The 24,975-nt window shown below is 64.0% G+C and carries 27 protein-coding genes, 1 tRNA gene and 2 pseudogenes; 12 read left to right on the forward strand and 18 right to left on the reverse strand.

The annotated features are described in order from the left end of the window. The first annotated feature begins 17 nt into the window (after positions 1–17). From infA to EOW65_RS03570, 5 genes are all read left to right on the forward strand, one after another. Positions 18–236 (forward strand): translation initiation factor IF-1, encoded by a 219-nt coding sequence (gene infA, locus EOW65_RS03550; RefSeq protein ID WP_036636451.1) that lies wholly within the window; start codon positions 18–20, stop codon positions 234–236. Beyond that, complete coding sequence (locus tag EOW65_RS03555) at positions 233–796, forward strand: Maf family protein (protein WP_128147623.1); 564 nt, start codon at positions 233–235, stop codon at positions 794–796. Before infA ends, EOW65_RS03555 begins: the two co-directional genes overlap by 4 nt. Further along, complete coding sequence (locus EOW65_RS03560) at positions 793–1,833, forward strand: ribonuclease E/G (RefSeq protein ID WP_128147624.1); 1,041 nt, start codon at positions 793–795, stop codon at positions 1,831–1,833. Before EOW65_RS03555 ends, EOW65_RS03560 begins: the two co-directional genes overlap by 4 nt. After that, positions 1,830–2,015, forward strand: coding sequence for a DNA gyrase inhibitor YacG (gene yacG, locus EOW65_RS03565; RefSeq protein ID WP_128147625.1), 186 nt, complete (start codon positions 1,830–1,832; stop codon positions 2,013–2,015). Before EOW65_RS03560 ends, yacG begins: the two co-directional genes overlap by 4 nt. Positions 2,016–2,203: 188 nt before the next feature. Next, a tRNA-Phe gene (locus tag EOW65_RS03570) sits at positions 2,204–2,279 on the forward strand. Positions 2,280–2,611: 332 nt separating this feature from the next. Here the strand turns inward: EOW65_RS03570 and EOW65_RS03575 are convergent. The 3 genes from EOW65_RS03575 to EOW65_RS03585 form a co-directional block, all read right to left on the reverse strand. Further along, the gene (locus tag EOW65_RS03575) at positions 2,612–2,812 is read right to left on the reverse strand and encodes a hypothetical protein (RefSeq protein ID WP_128147626.1); all 201 of its coding nucleotides are present in this window, start codon (positions 2,810–2,812) and stop codon (positions 2,612–2,614) included. A 10-nt stretch (positions 2,813–2,822) separates the two neighbouring features. Next, a complete protein-coding gene (locus EOW65_RS03580) occupies positions 2,823–5,984 on the reverse strand; it encodes a phage tail tape measure C-terminal domain-containing protein (RefSeq protein WP_128147627.1) in 3,162 nt (1,053 codons plus the stop codon). 510 nt (positions 5,985–6,494) lie between these two features. Next, entirely contained in the window at positions 6,495–7,157 is a 663-nt protein-coding gene (locus EOW65_RS03585; protein ID WP_128147628.1) for a recombinase family protein, read from the reverse strand. 275 nt (positions 7,158–7,432) lie between these two features. Here EOW65_RS03585 and EOW65_RS03590 point away from each other — a divergent pair, with 275 nt between their 5' ends. Together EOW65_RS03590 and EOW65_RS19895 are read left to right on the forward strand one after the other, a co-directional pair. Continuing rightward, on the forward strand, positions 7,433–8,188 hold the full coding sequence (locus EOW65_RS03590) for an HNH endonuclease (protein WP_128147629.1): 756 nt from the start codon (positions 7,433–7,435) through the stop codon (positions 8,186–8,188). Positions 8,189–8,195: 7 nt separating this feature from the next. Beyond that, on the forward strand, positions 8,196–8,534 hold the full coding sequence (locus EOW65_RS19895) for a hypothetical protein (protein ID WP_164879976.1): 339 nt from the start codon (positions 8,196–8,198) through the stop codon (positions 8,532–8,534). A gap of 290 nt (positions 8,535–8,824) precedes the next feature. Here the strand turns inward: EOW65_RS19895 and EOW65_RS03595 are convergent, their stop codons facing one another. Continuing rightward, entirely contained in the window at positions 8,825–9,019 is a 195-nt protein-coding gene (locus tag EOW65_RS03595; protein WP_128147630.1) for a hypothetical protein, read from the reverse strand. A gap of 446 nt (positions 9,020–9,465) precedes the next feature. Here EOW65_RS03595 and EOW65_RS03600 point away from each other — a divergent pair, with 446 nt between their 5' ends. Then, complete coding sequence (locus tag EOW65_RS03600) at positions 9,466–9,777, forward strand: hypothetical protein (protein ID WP_128147631.1); 312 nt, start codon at positions 9,466–9,468, stop codon at positions 9,775–9,777. A gap of 364 nt (positions 9,778–10,141) precedes the next feature. On the opposite strand, the gene EOW65_RS03605 is transcribed toward EOW65_RS03600, so the two are convergent. From EOW65_RS03605 to EOW65_RS03640, 9 genes are all read right to left on the reverse strand, one after another. Further along, on the reverse strand, positions 10,142–13,327 hold the full coding sequence (locus tag EOW65_RS03605; protein WP_128147632.1) for a DUF927 domain-containing protein: 3,186 nt from the start codon (positions 13,325–13,327) through the stop codon (positions 10,142–10,144). 13 nt (positions 13,328–13,340) lie between these two features. Continuing rightward, positions 13,341–13,502, reverse strand: coding sequence for a hypothetical protein (locus EOW65_RS19900; RefSeq protein ID WP_164879977.1), 162 nt, complete (start codon positions 13,500–13,502; stop codon positions 13,341–13,343). Between the two features lie 317 nt (positions 13,503–13,819). After that, a complete protein-coding gene (locus tag EOW65_RS03610; RefSeq protein ID WP_128147633.1) occupies positions 13,820–14,014 on the reverse strand; it encodes a hypothetical protein in 195 nt (64 codons plus the stop codon). Continuing rightward, positions 14,007–14,390, reverse strand: a complete 384-nt coding sequence (locus tag EOW65_RS03615) for a hypothetical protein (RefSeq protein ID WP_128147634.1) — start codon at positions 14,388–14,390, stop codon at positions 14,007–14,009. The genes EOW65_RS03610 and EOW65_RS03615 overlap by 8 nt, the downstream gene beginning before the upstream one ends. A 139-nt stretch (positions 14,391–14,529) precedes the next feature. Next, positions 14,530–14,763 (reverse strand): hypothetical protein, encoded by a 234-nt coding sequence (locus EOW65_RS03620; protein ID WP_128147635.1) that lies wholly within the window; start codon positions 14,761–14,763, stop codon positions 14,530–14,532. Beyond that, the gene (locus tag EOW65_RS03625; protein ID WP_128147636.1) at positions 14,760–15,152 is read right to left on the reverse strand and encodes a hypothetical protein; all 393 of its coding nucleotides are present in this window, start codon (positions 15,150–15,152) and stop codon (positions 14,760–14,762) included. Before EOW65_RS03625 ends, EOW65_RS03620 begins: the two co-directional genes overlap by 4 nt. A 17-nt stretch (positions 15,153–15,169) precedes the next feature. Further along, the gene (locus EOW65_RS03630) at positions 15,170–15,649 is read right to left on the reverse strand and encodes a hypothetical protein (RefSeq protein WP_128147637.1); all 480 of its coding nucleotides are present in this window, start codon (positions 15,647–15,649) and stop codon (positions 15,170–15,172) included. 7 nt (positions 15,650–15,656) lie between these two features. Continuing rightward, on the reverse strand, positions 15,657–15,926 hold the full coding sequence (locus EOW65_RS03635) for a hypothetical protein (RefSeq protein WP_128147638.1): 270 nt from the start codon (positions 15,924–15,926) through the stop codon (positions 15,657–15,659). Then, a complete protein-coding gene (locus tag EOW65_RS03640; protein WP_128147639.1) occupies positions 15,923–16,456 on the reverse strand; it encodes a hypothetical protein in 534 nt (177 codons plus the stop codon). Before EOW65_RS03640 ends, EOW65_RS03635 begins: the two co-directional genes overlap by 4 nt. Before the next feature lie 311 nt (positions 16,457–16,767). Here EOW65_RS03640 and EOW65_RS03645 point away from each other — a divergent pair, with 311 nt between their 5' ends. Beyond that, positions 16,768–18,000 carry a tyrosine-type recombinase/integrase gene (locus tag EOW65_RS03645; RefSeq protein ID WP_164879978.1) on the forward strand — a complete coding sequence of 411 codons (1,233 nt, stop codon included), beginning with the start codon at positions 16,768–16,770 and terminating at the stop codon, positions 17,998–18,000. Between the two features lie 216 nt (positions 18,001–18,216). On the opposite strand, the pseudogene EOW65_RS03650 reads toward EOW65_RS03645, so the two are convergent. After that, positions 18,217–19,353 (reverse strand): annotated as a pseudogene (locus EOW65_RS03650) (IS3 family transposase). Between the two features lie 159 nt (positions 19,354–19,512). Between EOW65_RS03650 and EOW65_RS03660 the strand changes: the two are divergent. Continuing rightward, entirely contained in the window at positions 19,513–19,824 is a 312-nt protein-coding gene (locus EOW65_RS03660) for a hypothetical protein (RefSeq protein ID WP_128147642.1), read from the forward strand. Between the two features lie 45 nt (positions 19,825–19,869). After that, positions 19,870–21,387: a multicopper oxidase family protein gene (locus tag EOW65_RS03665; protein WP_128147643.1), complete on the forward strand. Its 1,518-nt coding sequence runs from the start codon at positions 19,870–19,872 to the stop codon at positions 21,385–21,387. 240 nt (positions 21,388–21,627) lie between these two features. Here EOW65_RS03665 and EOW65_RS03670 read toward each other — a convergent pair. Both EOW65_RS03670 and EOW65_RS03675 read right to left on the reverse strand, forming a co-directional pair. Next, positions 21,628–22,314, reverse strand: a pseudogene (locus tag EOW65_RS03670) (VOC family protein); the annotation flags it as partial. Between the two features lie 15 nt (positions 22,315–22,329). Next, positions 22,330–22,752, reverse strand: a complete 423-nt coding sequence (locus EOW65_RS03675) for a DoxX family protein (protein WP_128147644.1) — start codon at positions 22,750–22,752, stop codon at positions 22,330–22,332. Positions 22,753–22,882: 130 nt separating this feature from the next. Between EOW65_RS03675 and EOW65_RS03680 the strand changes: the two genes are divergently transcribed. Next, a complete protein-coding gene (locus tag EOW65_RS03680; RefSeq protein WP_128147645.1) occupies positions 22,883–23,773 on the forward strand; it encodes a LysR family transcriptional regulator in 891 nt (296 codons plus the stop codon). On the opposite strand, the gene EOW65_RS03685 is transcribed toward EOW65_RS03680, so the two are convergent. Both EOW65_RS03685 and EOW65_RS03690 read right to left on the reverse strand, forming a co-directional pair. Further along, the gene (locus EOW65_RS03685; RefSeq protein ID WP_128147646.1) at positions 23,770–24,591 is read right to left on the reverse strand and encodes an energy transducer TonB family protein; all 822 of its coding nucleotides are present in this window, start codon (positions 24,589–24,591) and stop codon (positions 23,770–23,772) included. The two genes, EOW65_RS03680 and EOW65_RS03685, sit on opposite strands and share 4 nt — an antisense overlap. Then, complete coding sequence (locus EOW65_RS03690) at positions 24,588–24,971, reverse strand: ExbD/TolR family protein (protein WP_128147647.1); 384 nt, start codon at positions 24,969–24,971, stop codon at positions 24,588–24,590. Before EOW65_RS03690 ends, EOW65_RS03685 begins: the two co-directional genes overlap by 4 nt. Positions 24,972–24,975: the final 4 nt, after the last annotated feature.

Here is a 24,975-nt window from a genome sequence, read left to right on the forward strand (position 1 = left end):
TGTCTTCAGGAGTGAACATGGCCAAGGAAGAAATGCTCGAATTCCCCGGCGTCGTGAAGGAACTCCTGCCGAACGCGACTTTCCGGGTCGAACTCGAGAACGGCCATGAAATCATCGCGCATATGGCAGGCAAGATGCGGAAGAACCGCATCCGGGTCCTCGCGGGCGACAAGGTGCAGGTGGAAATGAACACCTACGATCTGTCGAAAGGCCGCATCAACTACCGCTTCAAGTGAAGCTGATCCTCGGTTCCGCAAGCCCGCGCCGACGGGAGCTTCTGGGCCAGCTCGGGCTGGTCCCGGATGAGGTGCGCGCCCCCGACATCGACGAGACGCCGCAGCGCGGCGAGCTGGCGCGCGATTACGTCGCGCGGATGGCGCGCGAGAAGGCCGCCGTGCTCGACTGCGCGGCGGACGAGGTGATCCTCACCGCCGACACCACCGTGACCTGCGGCCGGCGCATCCTCGGCAAGCCCGGGGACGAGAAGGAGGCGGCCGAGTTCCTCTGGCTGCTGTCCGGCCGACGCCATCACGTGATGACCGCCATCGCCGTGCGCAGCGCCACTGGCCTGCGCGAGCGGCTGGTCGATACCATCGTGAAATTCCGCCCGCTCTCGAATGCCGAGGTGAACGGCTATCTCGCCTCGGGTGAGTGGCAGGGCAAGGCCGGCGGCTATGCCATTCAGGGCCGCGCCGGCGCCTTCGTGCCCTGGATCCAGGGCTCCTTCACCGGCGTCGTCGGCCTGCCGCTGGCCGAGACCGCGCTGCTTCTGAACGCGGCTGGGGTGAGCGCATGAAGGGCCGCATCGTCGTTTTGGGAGAGCTGCACGGGCTCGAGGCCGCGGCGCTGATGGTCGATGGCCGGCTCGAGGATCTGCTCCTCGACAGCTCGGACGCGGTGACGCTTGCGCCCGGCGCGATCTGTCGTGGCAAGGTCGAGCGGCAGATGAAGGGGCAGGGCGGTGTGTTCCTGCGCCTGCCGGGAGGCGAGAAGGGCTTTCTGCGCGAGGCGCGGGGCCTGACCCCGGGGCAGGGCGTCGTGGTGCAGGTCACCGGCGGCACCGAACCCGGCAAGGCGCTTCCGGTCTCGCTGCGGCTTCTGTTCAAGGGCCGCTACGGCATCGTCACCCCAGGCGCGCCGGGGCTGAACGTCTCGCGCCGGATCCAGGACGAGGATCTGCGCGACGGGCTGCAGGCGATTGCCGCGGTGGTGATGGAGGGCTCCGAGATGGGGCTCATCCTGCGCTCGGCCTGTGCCGAGGCCGAGGAGGGCGAGATCGTCGAGGACATCGCCGCGCTGCGCGAACTGGCCGAGGCGGTGACCGGCGACAGCACGGGCGAGCCCGAGCTGCTGGTCGATGCGCCGAGCCCGCAGGAAGAGGCCTGGCGCGAATGGGCCGACCCCGCCCCCGAGGAGGTGGTCGAGGGCATGGCCGATCATGGCGTGCCCGAGGCGGTCGATGCGCTGCTGTCGCCGCGGGTCGATCTGACCGGCGGCGGCCATATGATGATCGAGCCGACCCGCGCGCTGATCGCGGTCGATGTCAACACCGGCGCCGACACCTCGCCGGCCGCAAGCCTCAAGGCGAACATCGCCGCCGCGCGCGAGCTGCCGCGGCAGCTGCGGCTGCGTGGCCTCGGCGGTCAGGTGGTGGTCGATTTCGCGCCGATGCCGAAGAAGGACCGGGCCGCGCTGGAACAGCAGCTGCGCGCCGCCTTCAAGGGCGAGGCCGCCGAGACGAGCCTTGCCGGCTGGACCCCGCTCGGCCTTTACGAGCTGGTGCGCAAGCGCGACCGCGTGGCGCTTGCAGCGCTTCTGGAGGGGCGGGCATGAGCTGCCCGATCTGCGGCAAGACGAGCGTCGAGAAATATCGCCCGTTCTGCTCGAAACGCTGCGCCGACATCGACCTTGCGCGCTGGCTGAACGGGTCTTACGTGATTCCGGGCGATCTAGCCGAGGAAGAGGAGCGCGCCCCCGAAGGCCCGCTCGGCGGCGCCTCGGACCGGCCGCACTGAACCCACCCAAGCCCCTGAAATGCCCGCCTTTCGGCGGCGAAAGGCCCTCCCGACGGAGGGCCTTTTGGTTTTCGGGGGAGGGCGCGGATTTTCCTGCGCGCGGGACGAAAAAATCCGCAAAATCCTCTGGACAGCCCCCGCCCGCTCCAGTAGGAAGCCCACACCAACGCCGGACCAAACGGCACGGTGCCCAGATAGCTCAGTTGGTAGAGCAGCGGATTGAAAATCCGCGTGTCGCTGGTTCGATTCCGGCTCTGGGCACCACTTCCACCCCTCACCGAACCGCAAAAAACGTCCGTAAAATCAACGCTTTAAGCCCTCCGGCTTGAAGCCAAACTTGAGGCTTGGCGGAAAGCGCGAATGTGCCATTTTCGGGCGGGTTTTGCCTTTCGGCACATCGTGAGCATGGCAAAAAGCATGGCAAAAAATGTGCCCGCCGGGCTTTTGGCACATCCCGCGACTCGGGGGATGTGACCTTTTGCGGAAGGTTCGGCACATCCCGCTAACGCGGGGCAGCCCTTCGGAGGGCCTTCGAAGCCACGGCAAGCCACCAACACAGAAAAGGGGCCAGCTTGGCCCCTCTCTCGCTCAGTCGACTAGGTGTCGTGGTCTTCGTCTTCGCCCGCGTCAGCGGGCACGCGCCGCCCATGGGCGGTGAAGCTCAAGCCGTCACCGGACGCGGTGACAGGCACGCCCGCCGTGAAGAGGTCGTGCAGCCTGTCGGCCTTGGCCTCAATCTCAGGGCTGTTGAACATTCCGCGCGGGTTGGGTGCCCCGGCATAGACGTATCCGCTCATATCGGACTCCTTAGTGTTCGGTGCGCATTGCGCGCTGTCCTGCCGCTGCCATATCGGCGGCGATACGCTTCTGACTGCGCCGCATTCCGTCCGCGTCGGGCGTCTGAATGTTGAAGGTCATGTGCTGGGTCACGATCTTGTCACCGCCCCCGGCGCTGTCCCCCATTTCCACCGGAATCTTCCGGTTCTTGGACAGCGGGATAACCGCCTCGTTCGGGTGCAGCACTGCCGGGATGCCGGAAGTGTTGGTCGTGCCCTGCGAGAAGTGCGGAGCGTGCCGGAAGGCAGAAGCGGGCATGGTCGTGAAGCCCACGGGCGAGGTGGACACGCCCCCTTCCGAGAACGCCCCCAAGGCCATGCCAAGCAGCCCCTGCCAGCCGCCGATACCGGACAGGATGCCCCCACCAGACGCGCCAGAAGCCACACCAGACGCAAGGATGGGCGCACCCTGTGCCGCGCCCTGCACAACGCCCGCGCCCAGCGTTGCGCCGCCCGTGCTGGCGGCGGTGCTGATCTGCGCCCCGGCCATTGCGCCGCCGGTCTGGACGCCAGAACGCACAGCGGCCCCAGCCTGCGCGCCTGCGCCGGTCATGGCAGCCTGAATCTGCGCCGCGACCTGCCCACCCGCCTGCACCATAGACGCGGCGATGGTGCTGCCCGCCTGACCCGCGCCCGTGGTCATCGCTGCAAGGTCAGGATCGCCCATGCTGGACAGGCCCAGCGAAGAGAAGAGGCCCGACAGAAGACCGCCGTTGTCAGCGCCAAGGGCGGTGAAAAGCTCCTTGGTGGCATTCTGCGCCACAGCGTCAAAGACCGGCGCAAAGAGCGCGTCCGCGAAGGCGGTGGCGTCGAATTCGCCGGTCTTGAGGAAGTCGGCAAGCGTGGTCGCGAAGGTCTCGGTCATACTCGCCTGAATGTCCTTCGCGGCGGACTGCCAATCGGGGACGGAGTCCATCCATTCCTTGACCGGGTCGCGGGCCAACTTGGTAAGCTGTTCATTCAGGACGCTTGCGGCCTCGTACTGCCGAACGATTGCCATGGTCGTATCGTCCAGCACGCCGCCGTTCGCGGCCATGGCGTCAGCCATGAAGCGGGCGGACTCTTCGGTCTTGGCCTGACCCGTCGCGAGAAGCATGAGGGCTGCATTCTCGGAGTCGAGCGACACAATCCGGTCATTCATGCTCTTGGTCAGCTTGGACAGTGCCCGCTCTTCGTCGCCAAGCGCTTCCACGCGGCTGCGCCCGCCGCCACCCCCACCGCCGCCCTTGGTCGAGGTCTCGCGCTTCCGGGCAGCCTCGCGCTGGGCGTTCAACTGATCATCCAGCCGAATGCCTTCCTCGAACTGGAAGCGTTCCATCCCGATCAACTGGCGCTGTGCCCAGCCCGAAATTCCGCTTCCCGCGCCCATTTCCCGCGCTGCAAGGCGCTGTTCGTTCTCATAGCGCAGGCGGGCAACTTCGGCCTGCCGAACCGTCTGCCCAGCCTGCAAGGCGGTCAGTTCGGCCCGCTTGGCGGCGTTGCTGATTGCGCCGCCGCCGATGGCGGAAAGGCTGGACATGATAGCGCTGATTTCTGCGCGGACGCCGCTCATGGCGCTGGCCCAAGAATTGGTCTGGCCCGTGGCCTGCCCGATCATGGACGGCATGGGCGCGAGAATGGCAGACAGGCGGTCAGCGGTCAGGCCCAGCGTGGCGGCTTCCTCTACGGCCTTCACCAGCTCAGGCGGTAGCTTCGCGCCTGCGTCACGGGCGGCAAGCAGCAAGGTAACCACCTTGCTCATGGCGGCGCTGGTGGCCTCAGGACCCTTGGCGAGCTTGGCCTCGCTGATTGCATCCGACAGGGCGTGCGCCTGATTGAGGGTCAGGCCGAATTCGGACTGGAGCCGGGAAACGGCATCAGCCGTCAGATAAATAGTTTCAGGACGCAGGGCTTCCGGCAGATAGGTGGCGGAATCCCACTGTGCCATAAGGTCGGTGACCCCGCTCATGGTCTTGGCGAGGGCTGCCACGCCCTCCTGAAGCTGGGCTTCCATCTTCATCGCCGCGACGGCTGCCATTGCGGCGTGAAACTTCTGCGCGGACTCGGCTGCCAGCCCGAATTCCTCGCGCAGGGCGAGCGTCCCGCCGTTCACGGCGGCGGCGGAGTCGCGGTAGGTGGTCAGGGTCGTGTTAAGATCGCTGACCACGTCGTCAAACTTCCGAGTGGCCTCGCCACCGGAAAGCAGGATCGGCACAAGCGCGCCCATGATCGCAGCGACGGCCCCGGCAACGGCACCCCAGACGCCGAAGCCCCCGAGAAGCTGGGGAAGCTGCATCGCCAGCGCCCGCGTGGCATCGGTGCCCGCCGCGACCTGCACAAAGAAGTCGCCCACCTGATAACTGGCGTTCTGGACCTGATAGCCCGCCTTGCTGGCGGCGGTGCCTACGCGGCCCACCCCCTCAAGGGTGGCAGCGGCCTGTTCCCGCGCGCGGGCGGCAAGCTGCGTGCTGATTACGCCCGCACGCTCTGCGGCTGCGATCCGTTCAAGGGTGGCTTCGTATTGCTTGCTGGCGGCAAAGAGCGGGTTGAATTCAGCCCGCAGGGCGTCCAACGCGGCGCTGTGGGTCGCGGCGGAACGCGCCGCTTCGGTCTGTTCCCGCGCGAGCTGGGCAAGGCTGCCCTTGGCGTATTCCGCCTCCGTGGCGGCGTTGTTGATCGCCACGCGGACGTTTTCGTAATCGTTCCGGGCCGTCTTGACCGCCATCAAGTCGGCAGGGGCGGCAAGGGCCGTCTTGAGGCGAGCGAGCGCCGACTCCAGCTTCGCCATTCCGGCGGTGTCGCCAAGATCGCCGAGGCGGTAGCCCAGCTTGAGGGCGGACGTGTCGGCCTGCCGGATCGAAGCATCTGCGGCCAGCATGACGCGGCGCATATCGGCTGCGGCCTTGTCGTACGCGCGGGTGGTGGCGGAAAGGGCGGTATTGAGCTTCTGGGTTTCGGTGGTCGCGGCGCGCAGGGGCGTGACGTCAAACTGCGGCTTGTGATTGGCGAGCTTGGCAAAGGTGCCATCGGCGGCGCGGTCAAGGTCCTGCACCGCCTTCTTTACGGCGGACAGGGCGGCGGTGAAACGCTTGGAACCGGCCTCAGCCTGTGCGGCGTCGATCTTGAGGGCGAGAGAGTGAATCTGTTCGGTCATGGGTGAGAGAGCTTTCGCGCTTTTGGCCTGTCGGGGGCGTGCTGGGTCCAGCACAGGCGCGGTGAGGGAGGGAGGTTGTCGGGGGCAGGGAGAAAAGACGCGGGGCGGGCGAAAGACCCAAGCCCGCCCTGCGCAAGCTCTCCACTTCGACACAGAAACTATACCACAGGACCGGCGCGGGACAAAGCAACTGGCCCCGAACGGTTCACCTTTCGTGTAACGATTTAGGGCAGTTGTGTAGTCTTGGGGCGCAGTTTTCGGGGCGAAGTTGCACCGGTCAACAGGGGTGCAACGCCGGAGTCATAAACCTGACATTGTCGCCAGTTTGGAAACTGAAAAGTTGCTATTGCAACTGCCCACAGGTACTACCGGGCCAAGTGGCCCCTACGGGTAGTGGCCCTTTGGGTCCCCCGGCACTAAATCTGTGGGCAATTCGGGGTCCGACTGTCGCGGCAGCGGGGACAATGTGAGGTTTGGCAGTTTTGCCCGCTAACGCGGGGCTTGACCCTCTCACCCCGCCAAGCGCTTCAACGCATTGGAAACGCTCATGGGCAGCCACTTCGCCCCGCGCGGAGTCGGCACGTTGGCAGCGTTCAAGGCGTCTGCGATCTGTTGCAGCGTGGCGTTCGCTGCGCGCATGGGGACGACGATAGCAGCCACCCGCTGGGCAGCCGCGTCAGCGGCGGCAATGGCTGCGTCGTTCCGTTTCATAGTGGCATCGCGCATCCCACCCAGCTTGACACCACGGGCCTTAGCGGCTGCCAAGGCCTGCTTGGTACGCAGGCTAATGAAGTCGCGTTCCTGTTCGGCAAGGGCTGCGTAGATATGAAGCTGAAACTTGTCCGCATGGGGCATGGACGCAACGCGGAAAGAAATTCGCTTATCTTTCAGAAGGTTAGCGATAAACGCGACGTCACGGGACAGGCGGTCCAGCTTCGACACAAGCACTTCCGCGCCTTCCTTGCGGGCGAGGTCCAGCGCCTTGGCGAGTTCGGGGCGGTTATCGTGCTTGCCCGACTCTACATCGGTGAACGTGCCCAGCACTTCAAAGGGCGTGTCACTGTAGTTTTCCAGAAACAGGGCAATATCCCTGTCCTGAGCTTCCAGCCCCAGCCCGGACTCGCCCTGCGCGGCAGTCGATACACGGCGGTAGATCACATACTTGCGGGACATTTCCGGGCCTTTCTAAATCGTCATGGTTCCTTGCGTTCTTTATAGCATGGCGGATGCACAAAAGTCGAGTCGAATCAATGACTTGAATCGGAAACAATCGGTTTTCGGGGGTGGCAGGGCATTAATTACGACTCGTTAGGTCGTGTAAATGTGCACTGTCGCGCGGACTTCGTCGCTTGAGGCGCGCGGCGGCTGGAAGGGCGTTTCAGCACCTCGAATCTGAGTTGGCTTTTGCAAACTACAATATAAAAATCGAGTAGTAAGAGGAGATGGACATGGCGATCAGTGAGAAGGACATTAAGCTTCTCTGGGGGCGTGCAGGCGGCATGTGCAGCAAGCCGGACTGCCGTGACGAACTAATCGACGTGGGGGAGAGCGATGAAGCTTACCTCATTGGAGAGATGGCTCATGTGATTGCAAGGAACATTGGCGGACCTCGCTCCGATGGCGGTGGCGGTGATGACACTTACGACAATCTGATCCTCCTATGCCCCACGCATCACAGAAAGATTGATAAGTCGCCCGAGGGCACTTTCCCAGCCGCGCTTCTTCATTCTTGGAAGAGCCAGCATGAGAGGTGGGTTCGTGAGCGACTTTCGAGCAGAAAGTACAATAACCGCAATGAGATAATCGCAACTACTTTTGAATTGTTGGAGCAGAACAGGCTGCTTCACCAAGAGTTTGGACCCGGGTCCGTTAATGCTTTAGAGAACCCGAGTTCGAGTGCGGCGACAACTTGGAAACTCCGTAAGCTCGACACAATTATTCCCAATAATACAAGGATTGTTAGTGCATTCCTCGGCGGGGCGGATATGGTCGGGGCGGATCTGATGGATGAATTTAGAGTCTTTCAGTTGCACGCGCAGGCTTTCGAGAGTAACCAATATGACCGTGCTCACCACTATCCGCTTTTTCCGGTAGCGTTTGCCCGGAGAATTGAAACAGAGAGGCGCATGATTGAGGATGGCGAAGCAAAACGAAATTGGCGTACGTTATTCATTGATTTCTTGGTTCGAGCGCTTTCTAAATGATCATCCGGTGGTTTCAAGCTATGTAAGATTTGATGATGTGGTTTTTGACGTGACACTTAAAGGCGGTGAGGTCAGACGTGTTTTGCTTTGCAATGAGTACACGTTTGGAATGCCGCAATTCTATAAGCTAAGATCGGTCTATGAGGGTGTGCAGATATTCATGATCGGCGGAAATTGGAACTCCTATGATCGCGACGCAAAGATTCATTGCGTTGAGAGAGGGATCGGGCTGTACAACAGTGCAGAGATATTCCGTGCCTTTTGCATTGAGGAATTCTGGGATGTGCATACGAAAGATAAGAAGGGAAATAAGCTATATCGCAATGGAACAATGCGGATTGATTAGTGTGTTTGGTTTTGGAAGCTATTTCAGAGGGGAGGTTTTTAGAGATATCGACCTCCTATTTGTGATTGAAGGTCGAAATGATAAAATTCGTTCAACATGCGAATTCATTGAGAGAAGCCTGCAATGTCGAATGGGGGAATTAGCGGAGCTGATCCATCCAACATTTGTTACCCAAGGTCAGTTTAGTCGTAAGCCGTTGCGCGATATGGATCAATTAGTACATCTTGCAGGCAAGCCATAGCAGGGGCGAATTTATGCAACTGGTGCAACGAAGGCAGGCCCCGCCGTTCTCATTGCCAGCTTACCAGCGCGCCCTTGGCAGTCTCAGCAATCGACAGCACCAGCACCCGGCCTAGCGTGCTGGGTCCGAAGATGCGCCGCAGTTCTGGCGTCGTGCAGGGCAGGTCTGCCCCGACTGCCAGCCGCAGCCCGGCGTTTTCGATTGCCGCCACATCGGCGGGGGTCACTATCGTTTGGTTTGCCATGATCGACTCCTTTCGCGGTTTCATGTTCGGAAAGGGTGGCATGGGCGGCGATGAGCTTTCCCCATATTCGCCAAAGTCTCGCCACGATCTTTCAATACATTGGAGGCCTTAAAGGAAGAGGGACATTTGATGAGAAACGCTTTGCTATTGGTGCCATTGCTTGTGCTTTCGGCTTGCGTCGAACCGGTCATGATGAGCGGCGCAAGCTATCCACCGGTTGAACCCGCGCAGGTCCGCATGTCGTTCGCCTCGGTCCCGAACTGCGCTGGGGCGGTGGAAATCGGGTTGATCCCGCAAGTTGGCTCCAACAAGTATTCGCAAGACAGGGCAATGAGTGCGATCCGGTCTCAGGCGGCGTCGAATGGCGCTAACCTTGTGCTAATGGAAACTCGCCCTACCAGTCTGCTGGGGGACATGCTGATTGATGCTGTCATGTATCGTTGTCCATGAGTCAGAATGATTTTAAGCGGGGGATGAGCATTGCATTGGGCGGCGTCGCCGCGCTCGTTCTGGTCGGTGCGGTGGTGTGTGCCGGGGTAGTGGGTTTTCAGTACATCAATGCAGACCACAAGCGCGATACGCTAGTCGAAGAACTGCGGGCAGCTTGTGTCGGTGCCGGAAGCCTTCCGGGGCCTATGGGTTCATCGGTGGTAGGGCAGAGAGATATTCAGCGGGCGCATGATGAACTTCTCGTCTGCGGCCAAGCACAGATGAAGCTAAAATTGTATGACGCTGGTATATCAGTGGACGATTTGTGACCGCTGATGCGGTCTCGTATCATGACTACAGGGCGGAATTTAGGGCGGACAGGGCGGATTTTGGAAAATGAAAATCCGCCCGAAAAACCCCTTATTTTGTTGAAAGGGCGGACAGGGCGGAAAGGGAGGACAAAAATATTAGTTAGTTCTCTTTTCTCTGACCCTCTCTCTTCGCGCGGTGTGGGGTCCGGGGCGCGTGTTGCGGTCAAGGAAAATCTGTCTGTGCCTGTTTTTCTGTCCGCCCTTTCCGCCCTTTCCGCCCCTGTTGATTCTAAAGGATTTTTCGGGCGGATTTTCGGGCGGACAAGCATTTCCAAAATCCGCCCTGTCCGCTGGAAGTGAAAAGGCGCGCTAACGCGCGCCCTCACAAAGCCACCCCCAAGCCCTTCGGGATATGCGGCAACCCCAGCTTGTCGCGAAGGACGCGTACGTTCGGCACGTCACCCGCCCCGATGCCCTTGGGCAACTTGTTGTGGGTCCGGTTCTTGCCGCTCAGTTCCAGCGCCCCGGCGTCTTCCAGCGCCCTCAACAGTGCCGCGCGGGTCCCGTTCAAGCCCATGGTCTTCATGTCGTTCAACGCGTCCGCGATCAGGACAATCTTGTCTTCGTCGTACCAGCCCTTGAGGTCGCGATAGCTGCGCGCGGTGTCGTCCGATACATCCATGACGCTAACGTCGAACGCCCGGACCAGCCACGCCCGGAAGCCGTCCAGCAAAGAGGCTTCGCCTTCGGTCGCCTTGCCTTCGTCCGATGCCTTGAACGCGTTCCAAGCCGTCATCACCGCGCCCCGGACCTTTGCCACATCATCAAGGAGTCCAGCCTCACAGGCCTTTTCCCCCGCGATCTGTACAAGGGCGAAGATGCGCGCCGCCCGCGCCTGTGCAGGCGATGCCTCACCCGCCAAGGTCGCGGCGGCTTCGTCCACTGCCTTGCGCAGATCGTGCCCCCGGCGGTGCCAGTCGTTCGCGATCAGCCAGCGAACGAAAGCCGGGCCTGCGTGCCCATAGTTGCGGGTAACATCTTCAAGGACCTTGATTTCAGCCGCGCTAACGCGTGCCCCGTCCCCCACGGAAATATCCGGGAAGCGAACGGAAATGCCGGTCTTGTAGTCGCCCCCGGCGTTCTCGATCACGGTTCGCAGAGTCCGTTCGTTGGTCAGGCCGATGAAAGGCCGGTACTCTGCATCTTCTGCCAGCCCGCGCCCGCGTCCTGCCTTCCGGCTCTTGCCGGTGCCTTCTGCCAGCGCGAAGAGCATTTCCGCGAGGGCCTTGGGGTTCTGCATCATGCTGATTTCGTCCAGCCCCATGAAGGTTTCCGAACCGACAGACGCGAGGTCTTCCATGGCGTTCAACGTGGAATTCAGCTTGAAGAACGTCCCGCGCTTGCTGGCAGTTGCGCCCCATGCCGCGCAGCCCAAGAGCAAGGACAGAGTCTTGCCCATGGAAGAGTCGCCCGACAGGTTGAAACCACAGGCGGGCAAGTCGGTGAGGGACAGAAGCGGACCCACGAAGGCGGCACAGACGCCCCAGCCCCAATAGAAATTGCGGTCATGGGCAAGGGCCGCGTTAGCGGCCTTCTGCCACCCCTCCAAAGTGCCCGCCGTGCCGGTGTCCTTCATCGTGGCGACAGATGCCAGCCGGAAGGGGTTCGCCGGTTCGGCTTCGATGTGCACGCCCGAAGGCAGCATGAAGCCAAGGACGTTGCCCCCGCCGTCGCGGACCCAGCCCGGACGCGGGACAGTCGGGGAATGGCGGCGCGGATTTACCCGGCAGAAGAGGTCCAGAAGCGAGTCCCGGTCCTTCTTATTTCGCGCGACAACGCGCATTCCGGCGTCCGCGAGGTCTTCCACAACCCCGCCCCCGGTCGGGGACGTCAGGTCGCGCAGGAACAAGGTCACTTCCACTTCCACCCCGAACCGGTTCTGAAAATGGATGATCATGCCTGCGTCACCATTGCCCGCGAGGTTGGCGGCAGTGCCCACCACGTCAAAGGCCTGACAAAGGGGCTTGTCGCCTTCGTCTTCATCCCCCAGCCGGTACACCATGCCACCCCTGACCTTGTACCCGGAAGGCAGCCAATCCTTGCGCGGTTCAAAACGCGCGTCTTCGGGTTCCGCCTCCGGTTCTTCGTAGTCGTGACCGGTGGCAGGCTTGGCCTTCCGGCGCTTGCCCTTGGGCTTAGCTGCCTCTTCCTCTGCCAATTCTTCGTCGGACAGCGGTTCAAGGTAGGCGTCCGAAACAAGGCAGGACTCGTCAAACCAGCCGTCCGCGATAGCTTTGTGCAGCATGTCGAGCCGGTCATGGCCGCCGCAAGAGTTGTGCTTGCACTTCCAGACAAAGCCGGTGTCCCCGTCCGCGTCCTGCACGTGACATCCGCCGTCGACGGGGTCCCCGGCGTTGCTGTGCCATTCGTCGAACGGGCATTCGACGACAAGAAGGCTGCCCTTGTCTTCCCGAACGCGTTCCGGCGCATTCAACATGATCAGGTCAGCAATGCGCAGGCGCTTGGCATACTTTGCGGCCCACGCCTTGACGGACATTCCGGCGATCTCGCGCTCATCGGTCTCAGCCCCAGCGCCTGCCTTCTCGAAAGCGTTGCGCTTACTGGACTCGCCTTCCGGCAGTTCTTCAAAGGTCAGGGCGCGGCCCCGGATAATGTCGATTACTCCTTCCGCGCCGGGCGGGTGCGACGGCATGTAGAAGGCCCGCGAGACGTCGATACAGGACTCGTCGATCATAAGCCCCAGCTTCGCTGCCAGCCCCAGCAACTTGCGCTTGTACAGGTCGCGCCCATCCCGGACCTTCCGGGCAATGCGCCCGATCTCCACGGGCTTGTCGAGCGGGAAAACCATGCGGAATTTGTCGAGCGGATCGTGGGCAATCTCGATCATCACGCCCTTGGGGGTGTGGGTGTACGGGGTCGCGATGCGGACAGAGGCGACATGTTCCGGGCGGTACTTGCCAGAAGCGGCCATCCATTCGCGCACATCGTCGTCGGTCGGGTCGCCTACGCGCGCCGCCTTGTCCATCCACGCAAGGACCTTGTCGCGTTCGACGTGAGATTTTTCCGTCTGATCGTTGAACGAGGTGTAGGCGATGCAGGCAAGACCCAGCTTTGCCGCCCGGTCCACCGCGTCAAGGTAGAAGTCCCCGGACTCAACGTCCAAGGTCATACATTCCTGCGTCACCATGGCGTTGGCGGTGCGGTCCTTACCGGCAGACTTGCCGAAGACGATAGGGAAGAATCCCTTGGCCTTGCGCTCAAGGTGATGCGACAGCCCGCATTCCGGGCCGCGCCCGTTCTTGACCTTCTGGCCCTTGATCCAAGCGCGCAGGGTGCCCGTGGTGTTGGTCCAGCGCTTCTGTTCCACGTCGCGCGCGAGGTCATCCGGCAGAAGGAAGGTCATGGGCCGGTCAAGCAATGCCTGCCATTCCGGCGAGTCAGGCCCGCTGACGCGGGCACTGTTCAATTCTGCATCGGTATTGCCAAGAAGCGGGTCGGTGTCCGTCTCGATCAGGTCGGACTCGTCAAACTTGTGGTGAGCGTTCATTGATTGGTTGTTCTCAGTGGGGGTGTTTGGTCAATTCCATGACCTTCCGCGCAAGGTTATTCACGCGTTCCAGATTTCCGGGGGTCATTGGTTTTTGCGCGGTCCGGGCCAGAAGGTCCGATACAAGGATGATTTGCATTTCGGTTTCCGCGCTCGGGAAATTGATAACGGTCATTCGGTCCTCCTTTTGGTTTGATCTGAGGTCAATATGCCCGATTCTTGCGTGAAAAGAAGGGTTTGGCGTGAGTGGTCCGCATTTTGTCTGGCACATCGTTTTCGCCATAATTTCACTGTTTCCGGTTTTAAGGCGGTGCCGTTTTGCCAATTCAGCTTCAAGCCGAATTTAAGCCGGGACTTCGGCTTCAAGCTAAATTTCAAATTCGGCTTCAAGCTTATTTCAATTTCCAGATTTGAGCTTGAAGCCGAATTTTAGGCTTCGATTGTTTCGGGGTCGTTTTCGCGGGTGTTGCCTAAAAGTCGCGACCTCAGATTTTAAGCCGCGTCCTGCATCCCATCGCGCCGGGCAAGGAATGCGAGCTTTTCAGCTTCAAGCCGCATTTCCTCTTCTGCCAATTCTTCGGGGGTCATGTTGCGCCGGGCGCGTTCGGCGTTGCGCCACTTCGCCCGATGCGCGGCCATGCGCTTGCGAGTTCCCAAGTCGGGCGTAATGATAAACGGGTCACGCATCTTCGATCATGGCCCCCGCGCAGAGGGGGTCCAAAAGGCCAAGCGGATCAATCGCCCCCCGCGCGTCCGTCACTCGATCCCAGAATCCGACAGGGTGGATTTCGGCTTCGCCTTCCACCGGCCCGACCGACCGGACCCAGAATGCGCCGTCATCCGAGAGAGTAAACTTGCACCGCGTGGCGCTCAGGTACGCATACTTGGACCCCATGACCATGGTCAGCTCATGGGCGGGGATAAGCAGTGCGACGGGCGGGCTGGAAAAGTGGTCGTTCACCGCGTCCGCAAGAATTCGGGTGAGTTCGTCCAAGAGCTGGGTCTCAGTCTGGATGATCATTGCCGCGCGTTCGGCGGGCGTGAGAATGCTGGCGTCTGCCATGGTTGAGTCTTTCAGTAATGATATGGGAAGGGGTGGCAGGCTAACCCGTCTGCCATGGGTGGCGCTGTGCAGCGCCTTGACCAATAGCCCCGCCATCGGTCCTTCCACGCCCCCTAACGGGGGCGCAGGCTAACTTAGATCAGTTCCACCGCTGCGCCGCGCCACGGGCACGCGCGCGGGCGATCTCTGCGCCGTCCGCCATCGTGGGCGGGGTGTACAGCTCGGCCATAATGGCGCGGTATTCGGCTTCGGTCACGGTCCCGCCGCCCACAAACGGGCGGACGGTGCCACGGCGCAGCGGGCCGAAGCAGGCGTGGACGTTCAACCCATTCCGTCGAATGTAGTCGGCAACTTCACGGGCACGGGGGGTCATGCGGCCACCGCCATTTCCGACTCCGCCGGGGGAGTGTCTTCGTTCTCCATTGCATCAAAGTAGATGCCCGGCAGGACGCCTTCCGCCGTATGGGTCACCTGCCGCGCGAAGTCGCGCAGGGTCTTCGCGGCGGCTTCTTTCTCTTCCGCCTCTTTCTGGCGGGCGCGGTAGAAGTCAAACCGTTCGTCTTCGATCACGTCCAAGACCTTCCGCAGGCTCAGGCCGCGGGCTTCGTACAGCGCGCCGCGCAATTTTGCCGTCTGCGAAAGGTAGTCATTGATCATCGAGTCCAAAGGCTTGCCGTGCTTTTCGGCAGACAGGCGGGCGCGGGCCACCAAGAGCAAGCAGGCCCCCGGCGTTGCCAGCACTTCGGCGTGCAGGTCGTCCATGTTCGTCGCCCCGCCTTTCACTTGATCAATCCAGACGCGCGGGCGATGTTGATCTTCGTCGCCGGATCAGCCGTGCGGCGGATCAAGTTGATAATGGTTGCTTCCTCTTCAAGCGTCATTGCGGGCTTGGACGAGCCTTCCGCCGCTTTCTGCGCCTTCTGAATGGCTTCAAGCTCACGCCCAAAGGCCATGCGCTGGTGAGGATTCATGCGCGAGAGGTCCTTGTGGAGGTCGGACTCGGTGTTCTCAAGCTGCCGGGCCAGCTCGCGCTTGTGCATCTGTTCCGCCACGCTGGGGGCACTGCGCTTGACTTCGTCAAGGTAGCCGTCCGGCAGCCCCGCGCCCTCGGACAGGATGAAGAGGCGCACCGAAGGCAGTTTCAGGAGGTCGGCCTTATCGACGGTAAGGCCCTCAGAGGCCAACCGGGAAGCGATCATATCCGTGACGGCCTCAAGGCGGGCCTGTTCGCGGGCGGTGAGAGGATAATCGAAGCTCATTTTTGGGTCATCCATGAAGGTTCATGAAGCGGACATGTTCGATGTCGGCAAGGGTGGGGGTGGGGGCAGGCTCATCGGACGCGACAAGCGGGGCGGTGAGGCGGTCCACGTCGCGGGCGCTGATCCGGTGGGCGGTGGCGATTGCCGCAGTCAGCGCGTTCTTGTCTTCCAGCGCGGCGGCGATTCCGGCGTCGGTCCCACCTGCCCGGCGGTGCAGAGAGGCGCAGGCCTTGGCGCTGGACATAGCAAGCCGTCGCAGGGCGGAAAGCTCGTTCATGCCGCTTCCCCCTGCACAAGTTCGGCAGTCAGGTTGGAACGGGCCGAATGCAGAAGCGCGAAGTGGCGCGCCCACGTTGCCCAATCGCACGGCAGCCCTACAGGGTCCCCGGCCAAGATGTAACGCAGCGCACCCGGCGTGCGGATCACAAGCAGGCGGAGTCGTTCAACGTCCGAAGTCAGGCCATTGGTGCGGACGCCGCGTGCCAGCCCGTCAAAGAAGGAAGTACGCACTTGGTGCAAACGCAGGGCCGCGCCCGGCACGTTCTGACGGACCCATTCTTCCAGCCGGGCAGAGGACCCAAGGACTTCGTCACCGCCTACGTAGGTCACCCCGGAGTCTCGCGCGCGTTCGAGAAGGGCCACGGCTGCCCCGGCGTGCTTCTTGCCCAAGAGGGGCAGGACGTCTGCCAGCGCATAGGCCTTGAACCGCCCGTCCTGCGTGGAAGGGAGTCCGTTGAATTTCAGGGTGACGGACCGGCTTTTCAGGCCCGTGGCCTCAAGGAAGTCGTTTTGCTTGATGGTGAGCATAAATCTTGCGGCTCTCTGTTTTTCGCTATTGACATACTGACAGAAAAATGCTGACGAGTCAAGAAAACCGCCGATTCGGTTCGCGATTCTTGCGGGTGGTTTGGTGGGGGGCAGGAATGGAAAAGGCCCCGCTGACGCGGGGCCGTGACTAAGTCCGAACCGGGCAGGCCCGCCGTCTCTCTGTCGCGCCGTGCGAGCCGCCCTGCTTGGTGGCGCTGTCGACATTCAGGCTTGACGCTGGCCCGCGTCAGTGGGCAATGTGCGACACGCGGAATCAGTAGTGGCAAAACATGGCATACGTAGTTGACAAGATGGTGCCCGGCAAAGCCGGGAAGGAACGCAAGGTCTATATCGCGCGCTGGAAACAGGACGGGAAGACCCGCGAGAAGTCATTCAGCAAACAGAAAGAGGCGAAGGACTACGCCCGCGACATGGAGGCACGGCACGAACAGGCCGGGCAGTCCAGCGTTGCCAGCGGACCGGCGAAAAAGGCCAGCTTCGAAGAGCTGGCAACGCTCTACACTGCCGCCCTTGAGGCGGGCTATGACGGGCGGGACCCGCTAGAGGCACAAACGCTGCGCACCTATCGCAGCTATATCGCATGGCACGCTCAGCCGCAGTTCGCGCCCTATGGCGACTGCCGGGCAATCACTGCGGGCGATATGGAAGAGCTGCGCGAAACGCTCACCAAGAAAGTGGTCGGGGGTGAAAAGCTGTCCCCCCGGACGATCCGGGAAGTTCTGCGGCTGTCCAAGGCGGTCTTGGCGTTCGGCGTGAAGCATGGGTACCTTGAGGCGGTGCCGGGGGCGCTAGTCACGCTGCCCCCTACGCGGCGCGAGAAGGCGGCGAACAAGGCCAAGAAGGATGAAGGGGTGTTTACCCCCGCGCAGGTTGAAGCCCTGCTACAGGCGGCAGATAGCCTAGCGGCGGACAAGAACCGGCAGATTGCCCGGACGTGGCAACTGTACCGCCCCCTTGCCTATTTCCTTGTCTGGACGGGGGCGCGGATTTCTGAGGCGCGGGGGTTCCCCCGTAGCGGTTTCGACAAGGCGGCAGGCCTGATCAAGATACGCCAGCGCGCGGCAGAAGCCGGGGAAATAGGGGTGACGAAGTCAGCCGAAGGACGGCGGGACATTCCCCTGCACCCGGACCTTGTCGCGCCTCTGGAAGCCGCAATGCGGCTGCACAAGCATGACCTTGTCTTTGCCAGCTCTGCGGGGACTCCCCGGTCCTACCACAACCTTTACAATCGGATGCTCAAGCCGCTGGTGAAGCGCGCTAACGCGCTTGCAGCGGCAAACAAGGAAGGCGGGGTAAGCGTTCCCATGCTGGGCTTCCACGCCATCCGCCACGCGTACGCTGCGCGCCTGATTGCCGCCGGGGCGAACCTCAAGCAGCTTCAAGTCTGGATGGGCCACCATGACCCGGCATTCACGCTCAAGGAATACGGTCACCTTTTTGACGATGACGGCAGCGCGGCGGCGGTCATGGCAAGAATGGCGCTGCCTAGTCAACGTGGCAAAAGCATGGCAAAAGGTGAATAGTGATTCAGTGCAAAGCTATGTAATAGTGTGGATTTCAGCGTTCTACGTTACGCCTTTTGAAAATCCGCGTGTCGCTGGTTCGATTCCGGCTCTGGGCACCATATCGTCCTCCCCTTGATTTGCATCTGCTAAGGCATTGAAGGGATAGGTGGTTTCTGCGGTTTGAAGTCCCGTTTCCCGGCTGAATCGCAAAGGCTCTGACCTGCCACGGGTCTTTCATCCAGCCGTGACCGGAGCCCGGTTGGTGTTTATGCCGATCGGCGTCGCGATGACGACGCGTGCATGGTCCAGGTTGCGAAACATGGTCTCGTTGAGCAATTCATCCCGCATCCGCCCGTTGACACTTTCCACAAAACCGGTCTGCATCGGCTTGCCCGGCGCGATGTAATGCCACTCGATCCGGTGCTCGGAACACCAGCGCAGGATGGCGTTCGAAGTCAGTTCCGTGCCGTGTCGCTGACGGTCATTCTTGGCTTTCCGCGGCACTCGATCAGGATCGTCAGTTCACGTGCGACGCGCCGCCCGGATATCGACGTGTCCGGGATCGCCGCGAGGCATTCCCGGGTCACATCATCGACAACGTTGAGCACCCGGAAGCGCTGGCCGCTGGCGAACTGGTCGTGGACGAAATCCAGCGACCAGCGCGCATTGGCCCGCGCTTCGACGAGGATCGGGGCCCGCGTTCCGACAGCCTTGCGCCGGGCCTTCCGCTTGCGCGACCATCAGTGTCGTCGGGGAAACGGTCCCCCGGACCGTTTTCTGATCCTCCTCCATCCTCGCGGTAGAGCCGATAGATCCGGTTGATGCCGGAAGGCTCGCCCTCGTGGCGCGAGCCGGCACGAAGAACCGCCGGTAGCCGAACCGCCGGCGTTCGTTCGCCAGTTCCCGCAGCGAGCGCGCAGAGCCGTATCCGGGGCTCGTCGTGACCGATAGCGAACCATCTTGCGATCCGCTCCGGCAATCCGGCACGCCCGCCGTTCCGAGAGCCCGAACCGGGCCTTCAGATGCGCGACAGCCTCGCGCTTCACGGCAGGCGTCACCACTTTTTTGAAACCAGTTCCTTCATCGCCGCCAGATCCAGCATCTGCTCGGCCAGCAGCTTCTTCAGCTTCGCGTTGTTCGCCTGTTCTCTCGAACCAGTGGCATTCACGGGCTCACTCCTCGAGCGCCTTTAGCCGCTTCGCCTGCGACACCGTCATGCCGCCGAATTTGGCCTTCCAGTTATAGAAGGGGCCGTCAGACATGCCGTGCTTGCGGCACAGATCCGCGCACTTCACCCCGTCGACGTATACGTCGACCGTGCTCGGTCAGGATGCCGATGATCTGCTCGTCCGTGAATCTCGTTCGCTTCATTGTCCGTCCTCAAGTCGGGCCGGACTCTCATCGAGAGGTGGAGGGAAAATCCTGTGGCAGATCACCGTGCCACGCATTTTCTTGCGCGCGGCCGGCGCTCTGACGGAAATGTCACCTGACGGCTGGGGGAGGATCGGCTACCTTGCGCGCATGTCATGCGTGACCGCCCTCCTGCGCCTTGTGATCGTCGCGGTTTTCGCGGCGGGGCTTGGCCTGCCTGCGGCGCCCGCCACCGCGGCGCCGATGCCGGCGATGGCGCAGATGCACGCAGCCCATCCTGTTCAGCCCGACGCGGCGCCGATGCCGGTCGACGAGAGCTGCCGGGCGCATTGCCTTGGCGTCAGTGTGCTGATCGCGCCGGCAATGCCCGCACCGCGTGCCGTGCGCGTCGTGCCTGTGCATGTGGTGGCGTTGGTCGAGACCGCCCCCTCGCTCTGGCCCCTGCCCGAGGGGCATCCGCCCCGCGTCTGATCCTCCGACCCCGACCTGACGTCGATACTTTTTTCGGAGATGATCATGACCCGACTTTCCCGCCGCGGCTTTCTGGCCGCTTCTGCGGCTGCCTCCGCATCGCTTGTTCTGCCCGCGCGCGTCCGCGCCGCCACCGACGGTTTCGCGCTGACCGCCACCACCCGGGTGATCGAGGTGCAGGGCCGCGCCGCCACCGTGATGGGGCTGATGAACGCGCCAGGCGGTCTTGGCCTGACGCTCGACCCCGGCCAACGCTTCCGCACGGAGCTGACCAATGCGCTCGACATCGAGACGATCGTGCACTGGCACGGGCAGATCCCGCCCAACGCGCAGGACGGAGTGCCGAACACCAACCCGATGCTGAAACCGGGCGAGACCCGTGCCTATGACTTCGCGCCGCGCCCGGGCACCTTCTGGATGCACAGCCACATCCCCGAGCAGGAGATCGGCCTGCTTGCCGCGCCGCTGATCGTGCGCCGGCCCGAGGAGGTTGCGGCCGACCGGCAGGAGGTGGTGATGTTCCTGCACGATTTCGCCTTCCGCACGCCGCAGGAGGTGCTGGCCGAGGTGACCGGCGGCACCGCGATCGACCACACCACCATGGACCATTCGGCGATGCCGATGGCGGGCGGCATGGGGGCAATGTCCGGCATGCAGGGCATGGGCGACATGGCCTCGATGATGCCCGGCGCAGGTGGCATGTCCGGCATGTCCGGCATGGGCGGCATGATGGGCGGCGGCATGGCGATGGATCTGAACGACTTCGACTTCGACGCCTATCTCGCCAATGACCGCACGCTTGACGACCCGGATGTGATCACGGTCGAGCGTGGTGGCCGGGTGCGGCTGCGGGTGGTGAACGGCGCCGCGATGACGGCGTTCTGGATCGACCTCGGCGCGGTGACCGGGCGGCTGGTCGCGGTCGATGGCGAGCCGGTGGTGCCGCTCTCGGGCACGCGTTTTGCGGCCGCGCCGGCGCAGCGGCTCGACATCGAGTTCGATCTGCCCGCCGATGGCACGGCGCTGCCGGTCCTTGCCCTGCGCGAGGGCGCGCGCGAGCGCACCGGCATCGTGCTGGCCCCGAAGGGCGCTGCGGTGCCGAAGCTCGCGGGGCTGTCCGACGCCGATCACCCGCCGGTTTCGGGCGACATGACGCAGGAGCTTGCGCTGCGCGCCGCCACGCCGCTGGCCGCGCGCCCGGTGCAGAACGGGCAGATGGTGATGCTGACCGGGGCGATGCAGCCCTATGTCTGGACGATCAACGGCCGGACCTGGGAGAATCGCATTCCGGTCGCGGCGAAGAGCGGCGAGCGGGTCGAGCTGATGTTCCACAACATGTCGATGATGGCGCATCCGATGCACCTGCACGGTCATGTCTTCCAGGTGGTCGGGGTGAACGGCACCCGCTTCGCGGGGGCGCTGCGCGATACCGTGCATGTGCCGGCGATGGGCAGCGTGACGATTGCCTTCGATGCCGGCGAGGCCGCGCCCTGGATGCTGCATTGCCATCAGATGGGGCATCTGGCGAGTGGGATGATGACGGAACTTGCCGTCTCGGCCTGACACGAAAAGGGCCGCCCCGGCGAGGGGCGGCCCTGGTTCCTTTGTACCGCTCAGGCGGCGCGGGCAAGCGGCGCGGGCAAGCGGCGCGGGTTCGAGCGTCACGCGGTTGCCCCAGGGGTCCGCAAAGGCCGCGCCCGCGGGCCCCGCGCCGGGCATGACGCCTAGCACCAGTTCCGCCAGCCCCGCCGTGCCCGGCGCGCGGACGCTCGCACCGGCGCTGCGCCAGGTGTTGGTGGCGAGGTGGTGGTGATAGCCGCCGGTCGCATAGAAGGCGGCGCCCGGGATACGTTCGGTCACGTCGAAGCCGAGGGTGCCGGCATAGAAGGCCTCGGCCGCGGCGACATCGCCCACCTGAAGATGCACATGGCCGATCACCGTGCCCGCGGGCGCCTCCTGCCAGTCGCCCGGCGCGGCCTGCATCAGCCCCTGCACGTCGAGCGGGAGGGAGGTCATCTTCACCCGGGTGCCGTCGGTCTGCCATTCGGCCCGCGGCCGGTCGGCATAGATCTCGATGCCGTTGCCCTCGGGGTCACGCAGATAGGCGGCCTCGCTCACGAGGTGGTTCGAGGCGCCGTCGAGCCGCAGCCCGGCCCCGATCGCATGCCGCATCCAGCGGCCGAGATCGGCGCGCTCGGGCAGCAGGAAGGCGGTGTGGAAGAGGCCCGCCCCGCGCGGGGCAGAGAGGGCGGCCGGGTCGCGGCGCAGCTCGACGAGCGGCGTCGATCCGATCCCGAGCACCAGGCTCTCGCCATCGCGGCGCAGTGCCGCAAGGCCGATCGCGGTCTGGTAGAAATCGCCGACCCGGTCGAGGTCGCGCACCGTCAGCGCCACGCGGCTGACGGTCATCTGGGCATCATTGCTGGCCATGGTCCTGTCTCCTGTGTCGGGGTGGAAGCGAGAGGCCGGGCGTGTCGCCCGGCCGGGCATCAGAGGGGCTGGCGGTCAGGCCAGGGTGAAGGTGAGGAAACCGCCACCGATCAGCGCCTGAACGAAGAGGGCGAGCCCCCAGAAGGCCGGGTATTCCCAACCACCGTTGGGGTTGGTGAACCAGAAGCCGTTCTTGCGGTGGCCGAACCAGGCGGCGCCCAGGATCACCGGGATCATCACCAGCGCCACGAGGCTGGTCTCGAAGCCGACGATCAGCGCGATGCCGCCCAGCACCTCGGCCGCCATCGTCGCATAGGCGAACCAGCCGGGCAGGCCGAGCGAGCGGAAATAGCCCGCGGCGCCCGCGGGGGTGAAGACGAAGATCTTCAGCCAGGCATGCGCCAGGAAGAGCCCGCCGAGGCTGACGCGCAGCAGCAGCGCGGCGAGAGCGATGGCCTCGGCCGAGCCGAAACCGAAAGTCGAGAGAAGCGAAGTCATGATCCGTATCCTTGTCCGTGTCGGGAGCCGTTGTGGTCGTCCCTTTTGATGAGGAAGAGATAGCGCCTTGCATCACGGCACAGAATGGGCATTATCATTCAATCAATTTCGCCATTTTGGGGATAATCTGATGGACCTGCTCGACGGCATCCGCACCTTCGTCGCCGTGGCCGAGAGCGGCTCGTTCACCGCCGCGGCGGCGCGGCTGGGTATCACCAACAAGGTCGCCAGCAAATACGTCGCGGCGCTCGAGGACCGGCTGGGCCACACGCTGCTCTACCGCACCACGCGGGCGGTCTCGCTGACCGACGACGGGGCGCGCTGGCTGCCCTTCGCGCGGGCTGCGATCGACGCCGTCGAAGAGGCACAGGGGGCGTTGCAGGAGCCGGGCGAGGGGCTGACCGGGCGGCTGCGGCTGGCCTGCGGCACGACGCTCGGCGAGCTCGTGGTGGCTGATACAGTGCGCGCCTTCCTGGCCGAGCATCCGGGGATGCGGGTCGAGATGGTGATGTCGGACGGGCTGACCGACCTTGCCGCGGGCGGTTTCGACATGGCGGTGCGGATCGGCATCCCGCTCGATTCCAGCCTGCGGATGCAGAAGGTGGGCGAGACGGTGCTGCGCGTCGCGGCAAGCCCCGCTTATCTCACGCAGGCGGGGGTGCCGCTGCATCCGACCGATCTTTCCCAGGGGCACCACGCGCTTCTCGACCTGAACGAGGCACGGCCGGGGCGGTGGGGCTTCGAGACGCCCGAGGGGCCGGTGACGATGACCCTGCCGGGCAGCCTTGCGGTGAACAGCGCGGCAATCACCATCCGCATGGCGCTGGCGGGGGACGGGCTGGTGCATGCGCCCGACATCTTTCTGGCGCCGCATCTGGCGGCCGGAACGCTGGTCGAGGTGCTGGCCGATTTCGCCGGGCCGGCGCATCCCATTCACCTGCTGACCCTGCCCACGGCTTTCCGTCAGCACAAGACCACCGCCTTTGCCGCGGTGCTGCGCCGCCGGCTTGCCGCGCTCTAGCCGCGGGCGCTGAACTCGAAGGAGAAGCGCGCGGGCATCGCGGGCGGCGGCGGGAAGGGGGCGGCGCGGCGGATGTGGTCGAGCGCCGCGGCATCGAGCGGCGCCGAGCCCGAGCTGCGCAGGATCGTGATCCGCGCCAGCCCGCCGCCCGGAGCGATCTCGAAGCCCACCAGCGCGGTGCCGCGGCCCGAACCTCGGTGCTGCGGCACGGCGCGGATCTTGCGGATCACCGTGGCGGCATAGCGCGCGGGCGAGGCGGTGGCGCCGGCTCCGGCATTGCCCGGGGCGCCCTGCGCCTGCGTGCCCTGGCCGGTCTCGCTGCCCTGCGCGGCGCCGCGGCGGGCGTCGTGATCGGCATTGCCGCGGGCCTGCGCCTTTTGCGGCGCCGCGGCGGTCTTGCGCGGCGCCTCGGCGACCTTGGCGGGGGTTTTCGGGGCGGGTTTCGGCTTTGCGGCGGGGGTCGCCTGCGGCCGGGGGGCGGGATCGGGCAGGGCGGTCAGGGGCTCGGGCGCGGGCACCGGGGGCTGCACGGCCGGCACCACCGGATCGAGCGCCTCGGCCACGGGGGCAAGCGCCGCGGTCGCTTCGACCGGCTGCGCGGCCTCGCCCGTCTCGGCCGGCGCCACCGGGGCAAGGGTGCCCTGAGCGAGATCGGCAAAGCCGTTGCCGAGAAGCGCGATCTCGGTGCCACCGCCGCCGCCGGGCGGGGCCTCGTTCAGCCCCGGGGCCGAGCCTGCCAGCACCAGCGCATGGACCGCACCGGAAAGCAGCAGCGCAACGACCGCAACGGTGCGGCCGAGGATGGATCTGCGGGTCATTCGTCCCCCTCCCGTTCGGCGAGAATGCGCACCTCCTGCGCCCCTGCGGCGCGCAGCGCGCGGGCGAGCGCCACCAGCGCCGCGGCGGGGGCGGCGCGGTCGGGCAGGATCCGCGCGGTGCCGGCGGTGTCCGTGGGCAGGGTGGCGACGAAACCCGCCGCATCCGCCACCCCCTCGGGCCAGAGGGCCGTGCCCTCGGCATCGAGCGCGACGGTGCCGCGCATCGGGGCCGGGTCGCCGCCCGTCAGATGCGCGAGCTGCAGCCCCGCGGGCGGGCGCGCGCCGATCGCGCCGGCGACCAGAAAGAAGGTCAGCAGCAGGAAGACCACGTTGATCAGCGCGATCGTCGGTTCCGAGCGGCGGCGGGCGAAACGGCGCATCGGT

The organism is Paenirhodobacter ferrireducens (genome assembly GCF_004022265.1).
Taxonomy (GTDB): Bacteria; Pseudomonadota; Alphaproteobacteria; order Rhodobacterales; family Rhodobacteraceae; genus Rhodobacter; species Rhodobacter ferrireducens.